Origin of the sequence: Exiguobacterium sp. s22 (genome assembly GCF_018617455.1) — a bacterium.
In the GTDB taxonomy this organism is placed as follows: Bacteria; Bacillota; Bacilli; order Exiguobacteriales; family Exiguobacteriaceae; genus Exiguobacterium.
Genome location: NZ_JACSKD010000015.1, coordinates 1 through 15,334 on the forward strand (window position 1 = coordinate 1; position 15,334 = coordinate 15,334).

Below are 15,334 nucleotides of genomic sequence, written 5' to 3' on the forward strand. Positions count from 1 at the left end.
AACCAACAAACTGCGACAAGAAGATTTCCAGATACTTAAAGCGCCAAAACCTTCGGATTCTTTACTGACACTCCGCATCCTGCCGAGCTCTCATCCCACCCCTAAAGGAGTGGGCTTTCCCGCTCGGAAATTCTGTAAGACTGACATCGGCATATCCCCTTTCTACTATCCATTATAAGGAGGTTTTTTCAATGCAACAACGGATCATCAATGGTGACGAACTCACACCGGTGGCAATCTTCCACCGACTGCAAGGTGAACGAAAGGTATTACTCGAGAGTCGCGCGGAAGGCAAACACGGCCGCTACTCCATCATCGCGGCGAACCCGGTCGAGACGATCCGGGTCGATGGGAACAACGTGACGGATGCAACGGGAACGATCTATGCGGACGACCCGCTCCATGCCCTGTCAAAACGCATCACCCGTGACGACTTCACTGCCCCGTACCCGTTCATCGGCGGTGCCGTCGGCTATATCGGCTACGACTTGCTTCGGGTATATGAACCGATCCCGAACACGCCGACCGTGACGCGTGATTTGCCCGACGCCCTCTTCCAGCGCTATGAGACGGTCGTCTTATACGACCACCTCGAGGAACAGGTCATCCTGATCGATACGAGTGAGACGGATGCGACCACGCGACTCGAGTCCATCCGCGAACAGCTCGAGACACCAATGACGCACGCCCTCGAACCGGTCGTCCGGACGAGCGAGCAGATTTTGACGCCGAAAGATGAATTCATCGACCGTGTGCTCCAGGCGAAAGAGGCGATCCTTGCGGGTGAGGTGTTCCAACTCGTCTTGTCACAACGAATCGACGCGACGTTCACCGGGGATCCGTTCCACTTTTACCGGACGCTGCGGAAACAAAATCCGAGCCCGTACTTGTTTTACATCGACCTCGGGGAAGCGATCGTCCTCGGTGCTTCCCCTGAAAGTCTCGTCCGGGTCGAGAACGGCAAAGTGACGACGAACCCGATCGCCGGGACGCGCCCTCGTGGAAAAACCGTCGAGGAAGACATGCGTCACGCGGAATCACTCCTTCAAGACGAGAAAGAACTCGCCGAGCATCGGATGCTCCTCGACCTCGGACGGAACGATATCGGGCGGGTCGCGAAAGTCGGCACGGTCACCATCCCGAAACACATCGAGCTCGAGCGGTTCAAAAACGTGATGCATCTCGTCTCGGAAGTCGAAGGGGATTTACGTGACGATGTGACCTCAATTGATGCGCTCCGTGCCTGTCTTCCGGCCGGTACCGTCTCCGGGGCACCAAAGATTCGGGCGATGCAGTTGATCGATGAGCTCGAGACGGTGAAACGGGAAGTCTATGCCGGGGCGGTCGGTTATCTCGACGTTCGGGGCGGATTCGACTTCGCCCTCGCCATCCGGACGATGGTCGTCCAAGGTGACACGGCCCATGTCCAAGCCGGCGCCGGCATCGTCTATGACTCCGACCCGGTATCGGAATATGAAGAAACGCTGCATAAAGCCAAATCCCTTTTGGAGGTGTTCGCATGATTCTCCTCATCGATAACTACGATTCGTTCACATATAACGTCTATCAAGACGTCGCCCGCTTCAGTGACGTCTGCGTCATCCGGAACGATGAACATACTATAGAAGAAATCCGTCGCATGAACCCGAGTGGCATCATCCTTTCTCCTGGTCCCGGTGGTCCACAAGACGCCGGTGTCTCGCTCGCGGTCGTGCGACAATTGTCCGGTTACATCCCGATTCTCGGGGTCTGTCTCGGCCATCAGGTTATCGCCGAGGCGTTCGGCGGGGTCGTCGGTCGGGCGAACGAGGTGATGCATGGGAAAGTCTCACGGATTAATACATCACCGAGTGTCTTATTCGAAGGCTTGTCGATGGACGTCATGCGCTATCACTCGCTCGTCGTACAAGAGACCGAACTGACGGTCACGGCCGAGACGACAGACGGTGTCATCATGGCACTCGAACACCCGACGCATCCGACGTACGGCGTCCAGTTCCACCCCGAGTCGATCGGGACCCCGGACGGACGTAGCATCTTCGAGCGCTTCGTCCAACTGTGCACGAAAAAACCGGGGCACGTGTCCCCGGTTTGAGTGTCATCTGTCTGGTTGTACTAATACTTTCATTTCTTCCCCGTCAGCAACAATAAAAATCTTTTGTCGTTCGACTTCTGCCTTAAAATTCATTGTAATCGGGCGAGACATCGATAATTGGGTCGCTTGAGTCCGTTCTTCTGAAATGAGCTGAATTTGATTTCGTTCCCGTTTTTCTAGGGCCCAGCGTACTTTAAACTCTTTTTCATAATTTTCAAGGGACGAATGAAAATCAGATCTCTTTTCTTCAAATTCTTGACTCATTTTATTTAAGTGGTTGGTAGCCTGTATGATAGTAGGCTCTGGATCTCCTAACATACGCATAGCATGTATTGCACCTTGAGAATTTAAAAGGAACATGTAAATCAATTCCTCATATTCCTGGAATTCCTTTATCACTTTTTTTAGAGCATTCAGTTTGTCTGCTTCTTTAAATACAAGTGTGCGTTTTTTGAGTTCTTTCAACGTATTTATAGGCATTTCAATATCTTTTAAAAGAGCATAAAGTGCATCGATATCGACTTTATAATTATACTCCAGTTGCTGAACTACTTTATGGTCAATTGAGTCCTCTTTGATAAAAGCATGAACACGATCAAGATAATTAAATGAGCTCTTCACTTGTCCATGATAGTCATTCAACTTCATAGCAACGAGATTATCTAATGTTGTTTGGATTTTGTCTAACGACTTCTTAATTTCTTTTAGGTGCTCTTGTGCAACTACAGTTGTTGCTACACTCAGTAATAACATTCGCATTTGCAAAGGGTTAATCTTTTTAAGATTTGCATGCTCTTTAATAGATTTACCACTCTTTATAAAAGCACGATAATATCCTTCGTCCTTAGATTTACTAACTTCATATATTCCTTTTTTGATGGCAGCTTCCGTTTCTGGTGAAAACACTAGTTCAAATACTTGTTTACGATTGATCATTTGCACTGCAGCTGATACTCCGGCCGACTTGATAATTTCTCTTAATGAAATTGTCCAATCTAAACCTAAATCAACTGGTTCTAACGCTTCAGTATTCTTAATATCAACCGGCATCACAGAGACAGAATCTTCATCTTGTACTAGATGCATCATCTGATCGTCTTCATTTTGTCCCGCTCCCATAAGTGAAGTTGCTACACTTACGTCCGAATATTTACGTTTATTCATCCACACAAGACCAATCACAGTTATAAACAGGACAACAAGCACTATAAATATTATTTCCACCATAAGTCCCCCTCTATAATCTCTTGATTAAAGTATAAAGGTAGACGAAAAAAAAACCGAGGACAGATTCCCCGGTTTAATCATTATTTTAAAAAGTCTTCCCGCTGAAAATCATGCTTGTCGATCTTGATGTTGTCACATGCCACTCCGTTTGTCCGGAGCACGTGGATTGTTTCGCGCAACAGCTCGTCACTACCGACGATATAGAACAAGGCGTCCTTGTCGGATGTCATCCTCTCCACGCGCTCGTAGTAGTCTTTCCGACTCGGGACGAACTCTGACGTGAAGTGCTCGTTCGATTCAAAGACATCACCGAACAGATACGCCTTCGACGAATCGACGTTCAACGAATGAAGGTGCGGGACACCTTCCCCGTTCGCCAAGTACTCGAGGACGATCGGACGGAATGTCGCGAGTCCGACACCTGCCGATAAGAGATAGACGTTCTTCCCTCTCCGTTCGAGCGGGACGTTCGAATGTGTCTTGAACAAGGCGACCTTGTCCCCCGGTACCATGTCGCGAAGGATCGATTTGAACGTCGAGCATTCAGATTTGATGCGGGTCGTGATCCCGATTGCCCCTTCGTGCGGCAATGTCGAGATCGACATATGGCGGACGAGACTTCGGTCCGGCTTGTCCCCGGCGTTGAACCCTTCGAGCGCGAGATGCGTGTGCGCCCCTTCTTGCCACGTGAACTCAGGTGGCAAGGCGAGATGGAACGTGTATGTATCCGGTGCCTCGGCCACGACTTTGGTGATTGGTGTCCAGTCAATTTTCATGTGAATCCTCCCTTTCGTTAGTACACCGCAATCGGCCCATACGGCCCTTCGATGATTTCCAGTTTCGTCTCAAAAATATCAGATAAAATCTTTGCGTCCATGATCTCATCGACCGTTCCGAACGCAGCGATCTGTCCGTCTTTCATTGCACAGATGCGGTCCGAATATTTCGCCGCGAAGTTGATGTCGTGGAGCACCGTGACAATCGTCCGTCCGAACTCGTCAGCGACGTGGCGCAAATACTCCATCATCTGTACGGAACGAGCGATGTCTAAGTTGTTGAGCGGCTCATCGAGGAGGACGTATTCCGTTTCCTGACAGAGTACCATCGCCACATAGGCGCGTTGACGCTGCCCACCTGACAGTTCATCGAGATAGCGATTCTCGAGCTCGGTCAAATCGAGGAAGTCGATATATTTCGAGATAATCGACTCGTCCTCTTTCGTGAGGCGCCCTTTCGAGTACGGGAAACGTCCGAATCCGGCGAGTTGTCGGACCGTGAGCCTTGTCACGAAATGGTTCTCTTGGCGCAGGATGGTGATGATTTTCGCCAAGTCTTTCGATTTCGTGCTCGACACGTCCATGCCGGCGACTTGGATCTGTCCCTCGTCTAAGTTGAGCAACCGTCCGATCATCATGAGCGTCGTCGATTTGCCCGCTCCGTTGGGTCCAATCAATGAAGTGAACCCGGCTTTCGGGATGTCGAGCGTGAGCGGTCCGATGTGGACGTTGTCTGTATACGATTTTTTGACTTGTTCGATTTGAATCATAGCGACCTCTTCCTTAGAATAACGGCCAAGAAGATGAGTCCGCCGAACAGTTCGATGATGACGGAGACGACACTTGGCGTCTGGAATATGTGATACATAAAGAAATATGCGCTCGTCAGGACGAAGAACCCTAGGGCGAACGCCATCGGAAAGACGTACTTATGGTCGTACGTCGAGGCGACCTGATAGCTGAGCGTCGCGACTAGAAATCCGAAGAACGTGAGCGGTCCGATGAGCGCCGTCGAGACGGACATGAGGAGTGAGATCAGGACGAGCGTGTAGATGACGCTCCTCCGATGGTTCACCCCAAACGTCGTCGCGACGTCCTTGCCGAGCGCGACGATATTCAAGCGATTCGAGAACAGGAACAAGAGTGTCCCGGCGATGACGACGATGGGGATGACGATGGGAAAGTACGCCACGTCGGCATTCGTCACCGAACCGAACAGTCGTGCCTGCAGGATATCGAACTCGGACGGGGCGAGCATACGACGCATGAACGATGACACCGAGTTGAGACCCGTCCCGATGATGATCCCGATGAGCAGCATGAGCTGCAGGTTGGCGTATTTCCCTGACAAGAGCCATCCGTAAAGGAGGAGACACATCATCACCATGAGCCCGACCTGTGTCAAGAAGGCGCTCGTCCCCGAGAAGCCGATCAACGCCCCTGCTCCGAAGAAGAACACCATGCTCGTCTGAATCGTCGAATAGAGCGCGTCGAATCCAAGGAGCGATGGTGTGATGATGCGGTTGTTCGTTACGGAGTGGAATGCGACCGTCGCAAGACTTTGACAGAGTGCCGCAATCAGCATCGTGACGATGGCGACGATTCGCCGTTCCACGACCGGCACGAATGACGGAGAGTCCATCGGGACCGGATTGTTATAAAGGAGAAGCCCGAGCGCGCACAACAGTCCGCCGAGAATGAAGGCACTTAAAAAGAGCCAGTAGCGTCTGCTCGCCCGTTTCGATTGAAATGCCGAGGCGTGACGTTCTTCTCTCAATTCCCCGATCGAGACGTCGACACCGTCTCGTTCCATGACCGTACTCATCGAACCCCTCCCTTCTTCCGTTGTCGCATCAAGATCATGATGAAGACGACTGCCCCGACCGTGCCGAGAATCAGGGAGACCGGGAGCTCGAACGGCATGATGATCGTCCGTGAGATCAAGTCACTGACGAGAATCGCACCCATCCCGACTAGACAGACCCATGGCAGGTTGCTGCGCAAATCATCCCCACGGAACCTCGAGACGAGGTTCGGGACGATGAGTCCAAGGAACGGCAAATTCCCGATGACCGTCGCCACGACCCCGACCGATAAGGCGATCAGCCCCGTCGCCATCATCATGAGCTGGTTATAGTTCACGCCGAGACTCGTCGCGATGTCTTCCCCTAGTCCCGCGAGCGTCAAGCGATTCGCCAGTAAGAAGATGAGCACCGTCACGACGATGATGACCCATAGATATTCGTAGCGCCCGATTTGCACCGAGGCGAACGAACCGACGAACCAGCCCTCGATCGCCTGACTTGCCCGGAAGAACAGACCGAGGAACGTCGAGATGGCGGAGATGACCGCCCCTAACATGAGCCCGATGATTGGCACGATGAGTGATGAACGGAGTTTGACCGAACGTAAGAACCAGAAGAAGACCATCGTCCCGATGAACGAGAAGACGATCGCCCCGGTCATCCGCATCATGAGGCTCGGTGCCGGTACGAGTAAGTAAACGGTGAGCAGTCCGAGTCCCGCCCATTCGAGCGTCCCCGTCGTCGTCGGTTCGACGAGTCGGTTTTGTGTGATGAGCTGCATGACGAGCCCCGCCATCGCCATTGCCGCACCCGTCAGCATGAGGGCGACCGTCCTTGGGACTCGGGTGATCCAAAACATATCGAAGCCGTCTGTCCGTGACAGATCATACACCCCGGTAAAGAGCGACAGCACCGCCAAACCGAGGACGATGATCACGGTGAACACGAACGACTTCGTCCACAATCTAGAAAAGGAGGGCTGAGACATCGTCTCAACCCTGGCTGTCAATGGTTTTTGCATGACGGAACCTTACTTCGCAAGCGCTTCCGTGACACTGTTAAAGAATTCCGAGTAAGTTTGAATCGATTCGTTCAAGTACGTGTCTTTCGGGGCATAGACAATTTGCTCTTTCGTCACAGCCGTCGTCTTTTGAAGCGCCGGTGCGTTGTCGATTACGTCTTCTGCTGGTACTGCGCCTTCTGCGTCACCGAGTGGTGCGTCACGGTCGAGAACGAACAACCAGTCTGGGTTGCTTTCCGCGATGGCTTCGACGGATACTTCGTCACCTTCATGGTCACCTGTCGTCTTCTCGACTTCAAGGGCTGGGACCCATCCGAAGATGTCGTACATCGGTCCGAACACGCGACCCGTTACCGGTGCTGAGAACCCGATGTCTCCGCCCGATACGATGACCGACATGATTGTGTCTTTTCCGTTGTATGCCGCTTTCGCTTCTTCGATCGACTTGTCGAGGTCCGCGACGATGGCTTCGGCTTCTGTGTTTTTGTCAAAGATTTTTCCGAGTGTGAGTGTCGTGTCTGCCAATCCTTTGACTAAAATCTCACCCGGTGTGCCTGAATCTTCTGGGATCTCGATGTTCAAGTCGATGACCGCTGCTTCCGGTACCAACTTTTTGATGTCCTCGTAGTAATCCGCGAAACGTTGACCGACGATGACGACGTCCGGGTCAACTCCTGCAATCGCCTCTAAGTTCGGCTCGAAGTGCATGCCGACGTCCGCGATGTCTTTATCTGATGCATATGGCGACTCTGCTGGAAGGAGTCCGATCGGTGCCGCCACCAAGTCGATGTCCCATGCTGCCAATGTTTCAAACGTCCGGTTATCCAGGGCGACGACCTTCTCCGGGTTGACTGGTACCTCGATTGTGCCATGTGCGTCTGTAATTTCGACCGTCTCTGTCTTTGTTGCGCCGTCGACGTTTTCTTCTTTCTTCGTCTCACTCGTTCCGCCACATGCGGCGAGTACGAAGACGAGCAACGTCAACATGAGTGAAATCTTGAATTTCCCCACTTCATCCATCTCCTCTGTATGTAAAGTTCAATGATTTTCATATCTGGAACGAGTCGCGTTGGTTATGTATGTCTATTCTCACGTACTCATTCTCATTGATAATGATTATCATTGTCGTTTTCATCAAGTAGCATAGCAAACAAAATGTGGATGCGCAATGCCAATTTGACAAGATTCGGATAGGAAAATTTTTCTTTCCATAGATGCACGCACAAAAAAAGAAAGTGGAGGTCCACTTTCAAAGTTACTCATTGTCATCACGATTTCGTTTTCGATTGAGAATGATGTACGTGACGAATAAGACGAACGTATACGTCGCTGAAAAAATCACGATACTCAACAATCCGTCCGGTATGAGTTTCCTGATGAAGAACAACGAAAACACGACCGAGAAAAACAAATACGGTCCTCGATCGTCAGTCGGCGTGTCTCGCCAGTAAATGATCAAGATAAGAAGCGCGAGCGGACCGCAAAGGGCATACAAAAAGAAAAACGGCACGCGGCGCATCAAAAATGGAGTTGGTTTAGGCAGTTCCACTTCACTCACGCCTCCGAGATCCCATTCGCCAACAGCAATAAGAAAATCCAAATCGACAATGGAATCATCAATCCAATCGTCGCAAGCAGCGTGTAGATTTTTATGATCTGATCCTTCGTGAACAGACCCCAAATCAACGTGGCGAACAAGGCGATGTCAATCGCGAGATACACCCAGATGACCGTCATCAACTCAAGGTTCGGAAACACCCGTCCGTTCAGCGTGAAGAAAGTGATGACCGTCAAGAGGAAGAGTCCGAGCGTCGCGTATAGCGGTGCAAATCGCTTGTTCATACGAGCATCGCCCGCTTCCGTTTGACCATCTCCAGGCAGCGGCGGACACACGTATCGACATAGCCATCGAACTGGTGCGGGAGGAACATCGTATACGTCCCCTCTTCTGTCATCGCCGCGTCCCGCTCGACTTTTTCGACCAGTTCAACAAGCTTCGGATTCCCTTTCAAACGTTCAAAATTGAATTCCCCTAGTCGTTTCGACAGGCGAGCATTATACGCATCAAAGTCCGCATAATAGGCCGCCTGTTTTGACGGGTCCTGGGTGATGAGCTCTTTCAACCAACCTTTATAAAACCCTTGCAACCAGATCTCATCCGCGACGAGATGGGCGTAGTAACCGAGTCGAAATGACATCTCCTCATCCTCACTATCCCGCCAGTACTGTTCGAGATCGAGACGACGTGACAAATCATCATGTCTCCCCGCATAGTAATGCGAGTCCCCCTTCTCCATCGTTGCGTCCGGCGCAAGACTTCCGAGCATAAATGCGACCTCATCCACCTCTGACAATGCTGGCAACATCTCGTTCGCGATGACGAGATGCATCAAATGCGAACCCATCACGACACCTCCTTTCCCACATTATTCCATCAGTCATTTCGCTAGACAACCTGAATCAATATTTGATAGGATGACTTTACTGAACGGTCAGTATAGTAAAGTGAGGTGTTTCATCATGAATAAAAAACAATTGTTGCTACAAACAGCCGCCCAGATGATTCGAGAGGACGGGATCAGTCAGTTGTCACTCGAACGGTTGGCGACGAAAGCGGGCATCACAAAAGCAGGGGTCCTCTATCATTTCGACAGCAAGGCCAACTTGTTGCGCCAGATGAACGAGCTCGCCATCGAGACGTTCGAGAAGCGAATCACCAATCATCTATCGGACGGTCCATATTCGTTCACTCGCGCCTATGCCCTCGCCACGTTGGAGGATGTCGATCATGGAGACACAGACCTTATCGCCGTCTTCATCTCCTCACAAGAAGATGCGACGAGTGAGTCGATTTGGAGTGACGTGTCGACCGGTTGGAACGAGCGATTCGCTGCCGACGGACCGGACCAGGATGCGATTTTGAAACTTCGCCTTCTCTGTGACGGCTTTTGGTTCGCTGTCTTGTATGGGTACAGTGAGTCGTTCAAGGACCGTGCGGCAACACTCATTCGGGAGGCATGTGACGAGTTGGTTCAAGGAGGTTTGTGATATGGGATTCATCTATTTGATCGGGGCCATCGCCTCGGAACTGTTCGGGTCGAGCATGTTGAAAGTGAACGCCACCTCGACGAGCCGACTCCCGATTCTCGGGGTCGCCTTTGGATATGGGACGGCGTTTTATCTCTTATCGCTCGCCCTCTTTACCATTCCGCTCAGCTTCGCGTATGCGTTTTGGAGCGGGGTCGGGACGGCACTCACGGCGGTGATTGGTTTCGTCGTCTTCCGAGAACAAATCAGTCGTCAAAAAATTGCGGGGATCGGGCTCGTCATCATCGGGCTCGTCTTGATGAAAGTGTGAGGTGAATCGGAATGAAAGCCTATCTTTTACTGTTCTTTTCTATCGGATTTGAGGTGCTCGGGACGTCGATGCTGAAGCTGTCGGACGGATTCACAAACCATGTGCCGAGTGTCATCCTCTTGGTCAGTTTCGCCGCTTCGTTCACCCTTATGGGCATCGTGTTGAAGACAATCCCGCTCAGTATCGCCTATAGCATCTGGGCTGGACTTGGGACCGTGGCGACAGGACTCATCGGGGTATTCGTGTACGGGGAAGTTCTTTCGGCATTAAACGGAATCGGTCTCTTGTTGATCGTTCTCGGCGTCATTGTCATGAATCAACGAAGAGAGGAAGTCGTGACATGAACGAGTTGGCAGATCATCTTCAAACACTAGAAGAAGCGTTATTGACGACGGAAGTCAGGCAGTCGACGGAGCGATTGCGTGAACTGTTGACCGACGACTTCTTTGAAATCGGTAGCTCGGGGCGGTTGCTGTATCAAGATTGGGATCAGACGACACTCCAGCTCGACCCGATTGAAGCGATGTTATCCGAATTCACGCTGCATCCGTTGACGGAAGGTCACGTCTTGGTGACGTATCGTCTCGTTCAACCGAAACTAAATCGTGTGACACGCCGTAGTTCGATTTGGGTATTCGTGGACGGACGTTGGAAGATGCGATTCCATCAAGGCACGGTCGTCCCACCGGAGGCAACTTGATTGCCGAACATCCTCGTCATCCGCTACTCTGAAGTGGAATCTAAGCGTGACGAAAGGGGCAATTTTCACATGAAAATTTTACTCATCGGGGCAAGCGGCACGGTAGGTCAGGCCGTCGCAAAAGAGTTGGAGAAAACACATACAATCATCTGGGCTGGGCGAAACGGGGCGGACGTGCAAGTCGATCTCACTTCTGAAGACAGCATCCGCCACATGTATAAAACGGTCGGTCGGGTTGACGCGGTCATCAGTACGGCGGGCAGCACGCATTTCGGTCCGCTTTCCGAGATGACGCCGGCAGATAATCAGAAGAGTATCGACAGCAAAATCAAGGGACAAGTCAACCTCGTCCTTCTCGGGCTCAATCATGTGAACGATGGTGGTAGCTTTACACTGACGAGCGGAATCTTGATGGACGACCCCATCAAAGAAGGCGCATCGGCGGCACTCGCGAACGGTGCCATCAAAGGATTCGTGACCGGCGCGGCAATCGAGATGCCACGGGGCATCCGCATCAACAACGTCAGTCCGAACGTCCTCGTCGAAGCACTCGATGCGTATGGTCCTTATTTCCGTGGTTACGAGGCGGTACCGGGTGAACGGGTCGCCCTCGCCTACGTGAAGAGCGTCGAAGGCGCGCAGACTGGACAGACGTACGAAGTGTATTAATCTTGAAGCATCTCTTCAAGAGGTGCTTTTTTCGTACCTTGCACTTTATTTTGTCTCCCTCGTCCGGAAGATTCCGCTATACTCGGGGGATCTTATGCCCGAGAAAGGTTGAAGTTTCATGAAAGACAAAACGTTTCGCGCCCTTTATCATATCCCGCCTTCTTTCGTCGAACACCCACTCCAAAAGCGCGTCCTTCAGGCGATTGGTCGTCCTCAAGAATCGATGGTCGAGGTCATCTTCCGCGTCGGTGGGTTCGGCACGTATGATGTGAGTACGATCACCTTTTTTGAGAGGGGCACCGTCCTTCGTCACATCGAGTGGTCCGATCGATCCATCACCGAGCCCTTTGAATTCGAATACTATGAGGGCGAGGAAGCGAAACAGATGCGTGTCGCGTTTCATCTGCTTGGAACGAATTGGTGGCCAACCGTTTTCGAAGAACTTGAAGGGGTTCGCACGCTAGATGGTACGCAGTGGAGCCTCAGCGTATACACGAACGGGACACTCATTCACGAGCATCATGGCAGCAACGCCTATCCGTCCGAATGGGAGCACGTGACTCGCCTGTTCGGTATTTCTTGAAGAACGACAAAGGGAGCATCCGCAATGGATGCTCCCTTTCGTCAAAGTGCTTGAATCATCTCGACCCGATTGCCGAACGGGTCTCGAAACTCGAATCGATTGAACCCTGGAATCGGGATGCCTTCGGAGTAGGTGATCTCGTTCTCTCGAAGCGCTTCCTTCCAATGATCTACATCCGTCACCGCATATGCGATATGCGCTTTCGTCTTCTGTCGTTCCACATCGTCCTCTGCCCCGACATGAACGGAACGGTCGCCGACCTGAAGCCAAAATCCACCTCGTCCCTACAATGAATCCGGCTTCTCAATTTCACGTAGACCAAGAAAGTCACAATAGAACGCCTTCGCCACTCGTTCCGCTCCAGTTGGAATCGTGATCTGCACATGATGAATCCCTGTGATCATGTTTCATTTCTCCTTCCGATAAGTCAATCCGATATACTGCATCTTCTCGTTGAACAGACGTGGGTACGCCAGATAGCCGACGAGCGTCGCCGAGATCGAGGCGGTCGTCAAAATCAAGAACAGGATCAAGAGTTGATACAGGACCGCTTCCATCGGGTCGGCTCCCCCGATGATGAGACCGCTCATCATCCCCGGTAGCTGGACGAGTCCCATCGTCTTTTGGGCCTCGACGGTCGGGATCATGCTCGTGCGAATCGCATTCTTCAAACTGCGGTCGATGGCCACTTTCGGTGTCCCGCCGAGTGAGAGAATGAGTTCGATGACGTCATCACTCCGCTCGACCTCGTCCTTGAACTTATTCAAGAACAGGAGTGACAACACCATGCTGTTCCCGATGACCATCCCGCTGATCGGAATGACCTTTTCTGGCTCGAATGGGATGATACCGAGCCCGAGCAGGAGTCCCATCGTCAGCGCTTCGATCGTCACGAGCGTCAAGACGATAATCCACATGATGCCTGGAATGCCGTCCCCTTTCCGTCGGATGTTTTGTGTCGCTGCGACAATCATGAGTAGGATCATCAACAGCATGAAGATCGGACTGTCGCTCTCAAAGACAAACGTCAGGATATAGCCGATGATCAGCAGTTGAATGATGGAGCGGACGGTCGCAATGATAATATCACGCTCGAGTCCAAGTCGTAGGACGAGCGTCAAAGCGAGCGGGATGACGACGAAGATAAGCGCCGTCGCGAGTTCAATATATGACATCAATCTTCCCCCCTGACGAATCGTTGGATGACGGGATTGTCCGACTCATCGATGAACGATGCGTCCCCAAATGCAAGTAGTTCCCCGTCCTTCAAGAACCACATGTCGTCACTCACCCGCCGTGCCTGGTCGAGGTCATGGGTGATCCAAATGACGGTCACACCGTATGATTGTTGCAGTTTTCGAATGAGTCGCTCGATCTCTTTCACCGTCCGGTAATCAAGGCTCGCCGTGATCTCATCGAGTAAGAGCACGTCCGGTTTATTGACGAGCGTCCGGGCGATGGCGACCCGACTCCGTTCCCCACCCGATAGTGATTTGACGGGTTGGTCGAGGAGCGCCTCACTCAAGTCGACGCGATGGAGCAATTCGGCAGCCCGATCGCGGTCAATTGTCTCGTCGAAGATGGCTTTCGGGAGATTCAAATTGTCGTATACGGTCCCTTGAATCATCGGCGCACTTTGGAACGCCATCCCGATTTTCTTTCGAAGTTCGAGGATGTCCATCTCCGCGATGTCTTCCCCTTTAAACAAAATCGTGCCTGAGTCTGGTGACAGCAATCCGTTGATATGCTTCAGACACGTCGTCTTGCCGGCACCGCTCGGTCCGACGAACGTCGTGATCCGTCCTTCCCGAAACGTCCCGGACACATGGTGCAGGATGTCTTGATGACTCACATCTTTGAATTCAATGATTGACATGCTTCTCTCGCCTCCTGGTTCTAGTGTACAAAAAAAGAGAGGATAAGGTGGTCCAGAATGCAGTGTACAATCGGTTATAATCAGATTAAGGGAGTGTCTGTGATGGAAATAATAAATATCCATCTCAATGAAGAAGATGCGAGCGTCATTAAGGAATATGTAGAAGCGAAACAGCTGCACCTGTCTACCTTCATTCGCGATGTGATGATTGAACATATTCAAAACGAAAGAGACCTAAATCGATATCACGAAACGATGTATCATCATCAAAAGGAATCGAAAGCAATCTCATTCGAAGAGATGATGAAAGAATTGAACAGAGAATAAATTCTACGTTAAACAATCTTTGTTATAGTCGGATGATCAGCCGTTAGCACCTCAATCACATCATTTGATGTGAGAAAAACATAGTGCTCCACTTCACCCATGCCCTCATATCGTTCAAGAGACTCTTGGGCAAACCATTCCAGATAACTAGAATTTTTCATTTTGAATAACGTCCAATTCCCGTACTCAAGATGTGCATAATGCTGATGCAGATGCTCTAACATCCTCAATCGTGAACCCTCATCCGAATTTCGATAAGAAAGCAAAAGACCATCAAACAGAAATGAATATTTCTGTCCCTCGGTTGCGTCACTTACTATTATTCGCAAAGAATCACCATCATCCATTAAGGACTCTTTATGCAGAAGTGCTGGAATAGACTCTATCGGAATCCATTTTTCCCATTCATTCATCTAGCTCCCCCCACTCGTCATTCACTTGAATTTATTTTCTTCGATTTTGTGAGCGAATTCCCAACCCTAAAAGTAAGAGACCAAAAATCAGGAAACCTACAAATGTAGTTACGGTCATATCTTGTCACCTCTCGAATCATGTCATCTGTTACAACATTCGAGTTATATTTTGAAATCCCTTGTCCGTCTAATGCGTTCATTTCATACTCATTTTCTTGATAAACATAGTCACCTCAGAACAAAATGAACATGTTTATCTTGTTTAAACATGTTCATTTATGCTTAAACATAGTCATTTTCACTCAACATAACCATGATTATTTTTGTTATAGGTGAAACGAACAAAGCGCTCGACCGTTTCCACACGAAACAGTCGGGCGCTTTTTAACAAAAGTAGGCGAGAATTCTCCCTCCTCTAAGCGTCTCGGGGCGTAGCCCGGCGTAGGTGGGAGATGAATCGCCCGGTCCAAACGTCTTTTCCCCT

The 15,334-nt window shown here is 50.8% G+C and carries 21 protein-coding genes and 1 pseudogene; 9 read left to right on the top strand and 13 right to left on the bottom strand.

Annotated elements, in window-relative coordinates; all coding sequences use genetic code 11:
* The first annotated feature begins 191 nt into the window (after nucleotides 1-191).
* Both trpE and KNO94_RS14905 read left to right on the top strand, forming a co-directional pair.
* Nucleotides 192-1,523: an anthranilate synthase component I gene (gene trpE, locus KNO94_RS14900; RefSeq protein ID WP_214780954.1), complete on the top strand. Its 1,332-nt coding sequence runs from the start codon at nucleotides 192-194 to the stop codon at nucleotides 1,521-1,523.
* Nucleotides 1,520-2,095, top strand: a complete 576-nt coding sequence (locus tag KNO94_RS14905) for an anthranilate synthase component II (RefSeq protein ID WP_214780957.1) — start codon at nucleotides 1,520-1,522, stop codon at nucleotides 2,093-2,095. The genes trpE and KNO94_RS14905 overlap by 4 nt, the downstream gene beginning before the upstream one ends.
* A gap of 3 nt (nucleotides 2,096-2,098) precedes the next feature.
* On the opposite strand, the gene KNO94_RS14910 is transcribed toward KNO94_RS14905, so the two are convergent.
* The 9 genes from KNO94_RS14910 to KNO94_RS14950 all read right to left on the bottom strand — a co-directional run bounded on the left by KNO94_RS14910 (nucleotide 2,099) and on the right by KNO94_RS14950 (nucleotide 9,329).
* Nucleotides 2,099-3,319 (bottom strand): hypothetical protein, encoded by a 1,221-nt coding sequence (locus KNO94_RS14910; protein WP_214780961.1) that lies wholly within the window; start codon nucleotides 3,317-3,319, stop codon nucleotides 2,099-2,101.
* Between the two features lie 83 nt (nucleotides 3,320-3,402).
* Nucleotides 3,403-4,098 carry a ferredoxin--NADP reductase gene (locus KNO94_RS14915; RefSeq protein WP_214780971.1) on the bottom strand — a complete coding sequence of 232 codons (696 nt, stop codon included), beginning with the start codon at nucleotides 4,096-4,098 and terminating at the stop codon, nucleotides 3,403-3,405.
* Nucleotides 4,099-4,115: 17 nt separating this feature from the next.
* Nucleotides 4,116-4,868 carry an iron ABC transporter ATP-binding protein gene (locus KNO94_RS14920; protein ID WP_214780973.1) on the bottom strand — a complete coding sequence of 251 codons (753 nt, stop codon included), beginning with the start codon at nucleotides 4,866-4,868 and terminating at the stop codon, nucleotides 4,116-4,118.
* On the bottom strand, nucleotides 4,865-5,923 hold the full coding sequence (locus tag KNO94_RS14925) for an iron chelate uptake ABC transporter family permease subunit (RefSeq protein WP_214780975.1): 1,059 nt from the start codon (nucleotides 5,921-5,923) through the stop codon (nucleotides 4,865-4,867). Before KNO94_RS14925 ends, KNO94_RS14920 begins: the two co-directional genes overlap by 4 nt.
* The gene (locus KNO94_RS14930) at nucleotides 5,920-6,924 is read right to left on the bottom strand and encodes an ABC transporter permease (RefSeq protein ID WP_214780978.1); all 1,005 of its coding nucleotides are present in this window, start codon (nucleotides 6,922-6,924) and stop codon (nucleotides 5,920-5,922) included. Before KNO94_RS14930 ends, KNO94_RS14925 begins: the two co-directional genes overlap by 4 nt.
* Nucleotides 6,925-6,933: 9 nt before the next feature.
* Nucleotides 6,934-7,944, bottom strand: coding sequence for a siderophore ABC transporter substrate-binding protein (locus KNO94_RS14935; protein WP_214780980.1), 1,011 nt, complete (start codon nucleotides 7,942-7,944; stop codon nucleotides 6,934-6,936).
* Nucleotides 7,945-8,179: 235 nt separating this feature from the next.
* Nucleotides 8,180-8,473 (bottom strand): hypothetical protein, encoded by a 294-nt coding sequence (locus KNO94_RS14940; protein WP_353047874.1) that lies wholly within the window; start codon nucleotides 8,471-8,473, stop codon nucleotides 8,180-8,182.
* Between the two features lie 5 nt (nucleotides 8,474-8,478).
* The gene (locus tag KNO94_RS14945; protein WP_214780981.1) at nucleotides 8,479-8,766 is read right to left on the bottom strand and encodes a hypothetical protein; all 288 of its coding nucleotides are present in this window, start codon (nucleotides 8,764-8,766) and stop codon (nucleotides 8,479-8,481) included.
* The gene (locus KNO94_RS14950) at nucleotides 8,763-9,329 is read right to left on the bottom strand and encodes a zinc dependent phospholipase C family protein (RefSeq protein ID WP_214780984.1); all 567 of its coding nucleotides are present in this window, start codon (nucleotides 9,327-9,329) and stop codon (nucleotides 8,763-8,765) included. The genes KNO94_RS14945 and KNO94_RS14950 overlap by 4 nt, the downstream gene beginning before the upstream one ends.
* Before the next feature lie 115 nt (nucleotides 9,330-9,444).
* On the opposite strand from KNO94_RS14950, the gene KNO94_RS14955 reads away from it, so the two are divergent.
* From KNO94_RS14955 to KNO94_RS14980, 6 genes are all read left to right on the top strand, one after another.
* Nucleotides 9,445-9,972, top strand: coding sequence for a TetR/AcrR family transcriptional regulator (locus tag KNO94_RS14955; protein WP_214780986.1), 528 nt, complete (start codon nucleotides 9,445-9,447; stop codon nucleotides 9,970-9,972).
* A 1-nt stretch (nucleotide 9,973) separates the two neighbouring features.
* Nucleotides 9,974-10,282 (top strand): DMT family transporter, encoded by a 309-nt coding sequence (locus tag KNO94_RS14960; RefSeq protein WP_074036309.1) that lies wholly within the window; start codon nucleotides 9,974-9,976, stop codon nucleotides 10,280-10,282.
* A gap of 11 nt (nucleotides 10,283-10,293) precedes the next feature.
* Nucleotides 10,294-10,626, top strand: a complete 333-nt coding sequence (locus tag KNO94_RS14965) for a DMT family transporter (RefSeq protein WP_214780987.1) — start codon at nucleotides 10,294-10,296, stop codon at nucleotides 10,624-10,626.
* The gene (locus KNO94_RS14970) at nucleotides 10,623-10,982 is read left to right on the top strand and encodes a nuclear transport factor 2 family protein (RefSeq protein ID WP_214780990.1); all 360 of its coding nucleotides are present in this window, start codon (nucleotides 10,623-10,625) and stop codon (nucleotides 10,980-10,982) included. The genes KNO94_RS14965 and KNO94_RS14970 overlap by 4 nt, the downstream gene beginning before the upstream one ends.
* Nucleotides 10,983-11,051: 69 nt before the next feature.
* A complete protein-coding gene (locus tag KNO94_RS14975; RefSeq protein WP_214780992.1) occupies nucleotides 11,052-11,651 on the top strand; it encodes a short chain dehydrogenase in 600 nt (199 codons plus the stop codon).
* A 118-nt stretch (nucleotides 11,652-11,769) separates the two neighbouring features.
* Nucleotides 11,770-12,234, top strand: coding sequence for a hypothetical protein (locus tag KNO94_RS14980; RefSeq protein WP_214780995.1), 465 nt, complete (start codon nucleotides 11,770-11,772; stop codon nucleotides 12,232-12,234).
* A 41-nt stretch (nucleotides 12,235-12,275) separates the two neighbouring features.
* Here the strand turns inward: KNO94_RS14980 and KNO94_RS14985 are convergent.
* From KNO94_RS14985 to KNO94_RS14995, 3 genes and pseudogenes are all read right to left on the bottom strand, one after another.
* Nucleotides 12,276-12,638 (bottom strand): annotated as a pseudogene (locus KNO94_RS14985) (VOC family protein).
* Between the two features lie 3 nt (nucleotides 12,639-12,641).
* Complete coding sequence (locus tag KNO94_RS14990) at nucleotides 12,642-13,409, bottom strand: ABC transporter permease (RefSeq protein WP_214780999.1); 768 nt, start codon at nucleotides 13,407-13,409, stop codon at nucleotides 12,642-12,644.
* Complete coding sequence (locus KNO94_RS14995; protein WP_214781002.1) at nucleotides 13,409-14,110, bottom strand: ABC transporter ATP-binding protein; 702 nt, start codon at nucleotides 14,108-14,110, stop codon at nucleotides 13,409-13,411. The genes KNO94_RS14990 and KNO94_RS14995 overlap by 1 nt, the downstream gene beginning before the upstream one ends.
* Before the next feature lie 102 nt (nucleotides 14,111-14,212).
* On the opposite strand from KNO94_RS14995, the gene relB reads away from it, so the two are divergent.
* Nucleotides 14,213-14,437 carry a type II toxin-antitoxin system RelB family antitoxin gene (relB, locus tag KNO94_RS15000; protein WP_214781005.1) on the top strand — a complete coding sequence of 75 codons (225 nt, stop codon included), beginning with the start codon at nucleotides 14,213-14,215 and terminating at the stop codon, nucleotides 14,435-14,437.
* An 8-nt stretch (nucleotides 14,438-14,445) separates the two neighbouring features.
* Here the strand turns inward: relB and KNO94_RS15005 are convergent, their stop codons facing one another.
* Nucleotides 14,446-14,850, bottom strand: a complete 405-nt coding sequence (locus tag KNO94_RS15005; RefSeq protein WP_214781007.1) for a hypothetical protein — start codon at nucleotides 14,848-14,850, stop codon at nucleotides 14,446-14,448.
* Between the last annotated feature and the right edge of the window lie 484 nt (nucleotides 14,851-15,334).

Excerpts from the sequence above, each read along its gene's own strand:
- trpE (WP_214780954.1), top strand. The coding sequence starts at position 192 with ATGCAACAACGGATCATCAATGGTGACGAACTCACACCGGTGGCAATC.
- KNO94_RS14905 (WP_214780957.1), top strand. The coding sequence starts at position 1,520 with ATGATTCTCCTCATCGATAACTACGATTCGTTCACATATAACGTCTAT.
- KNO94_RS14915 (WP_214780971.1), bottom strand. The coding sequence starts at position 4,098 with ATGAAAATTGACTGGACACCAATCACCAAAGTCGTGGCCGAGGCACCG.
- KNO94_RS14920 (WP_214780973.1), bottom strand. The coding sequence starts at position 4,868 with ATGATTCAAATCGAACAAGTCAAAAAATCGTATACAGACAACGTCCAC.
- KNO94_RS14925 (WP_214780975.1), bottom strand. The coding sequence starts at position 5,923 with ATGAGTACGGTCATGGAACGAGACGGTGTCGACGTCTCGATCGGGGAA.
- KNO94_RS14930 (WP_214780978.1), bottom strand. The coding sequence starts at position 6,924 with ATGCAAAAACCATTGACAGCCAGGGTTGAGACGATGTCTCAGCCCTCC.
- KNO94_RS14935 (WP_214780980.1), bottom strand. The coding sequence starts at position 7,944 with ATGGATGAAGTGGGGAAATTCAAGATTTCACTCATGTTGACGTTGCTC.
- KNO94_RS14945 (WP_214780981.1), bottom strand. The coding sequence starts at position 8,766 with ATGAACAAGCGATTTGCACCGCTATACGCGACGCTCGGACTCTTCCTC.
- KNO94_RS14950 (WP_214780984.1), bottom strand. The coding sequence starts at position 9,329 with ATGGGTTCGCATTTGATGCATCTCGTCATCGCGAACGAGATGTTGCCA.
- KNO94_RS14955 (WP_214780986.1), top strand. The coding sequence starts at position 9,445 with ATGAATAAAAAACAATTGTTGCTACAAACAGCCGCCCAGATGATTCGA.
- KNO94_RS14960 (WP_074036309.1), top strand. The coding sequence starts at position 9,974 with ATGGGATTCATCTATTTGATCGGGGCCATCGCCTCGGAACTGTTCGGG.
- KNO94_RS14965 (WP_214780987.1), top strand. The coding sequence starts at position 10,294 with ATGAAAGCCTATCTTTTACTGTTCTTTTCTATCGGATTTGAGGTGCTC.
- KNO94_RS14970 (WP_214780990.1), top strand. The coding sequence starts at position 10,623 with ATGAACGAGTTGGCAGATCATCTTCAAACACTAGAAGAAGCGTTATTG.
- KNO94_RS14975 (WP_214780992.1), top strand. The coding sequence starts at position 11,052 with ATGAAAATTTTACTCATCGGGGCAAGCGGCACGGTAGGTCAGGCCGTC.
- KNO94_RS14980 (WP_214780995.1), top strand. The coding sequence starts at position 11,770 with ATGAAAGACAAAACGTTTCGCGCCCTTTATCATATCCCGCCTTCTTTC.
- KNO94_RS14990 (WP_214780999.1), bottom strand. The coding sequence starts at position 13,409 with ATGTCATATATTGAACTCGCGACGGCGCTTATCTTCGTCGTCATCCCG.
- KNO94_RS14995 (WP_214781002.1), bottom strand. The coding sequence starts at position 14,110 with ATGTCAATCATTGAATTCAAAGATGTGAGTCATCAAGACATCCTGCAC.
- relB (WP_214781005.1), top strand. The coding sequence starts at position 14,213 with ATGGAAATAATAAATATCCATCTCAATGAAGAAGATGCGAGCGTCATT.
- KNO94_RS15005 (WP_214781007.1), bottom strand. The coding sequence starts at position 14,850 with ATGAATGAATGGGAAAAATGGATTCCGATAGAGTCTATTCCAGCACTT.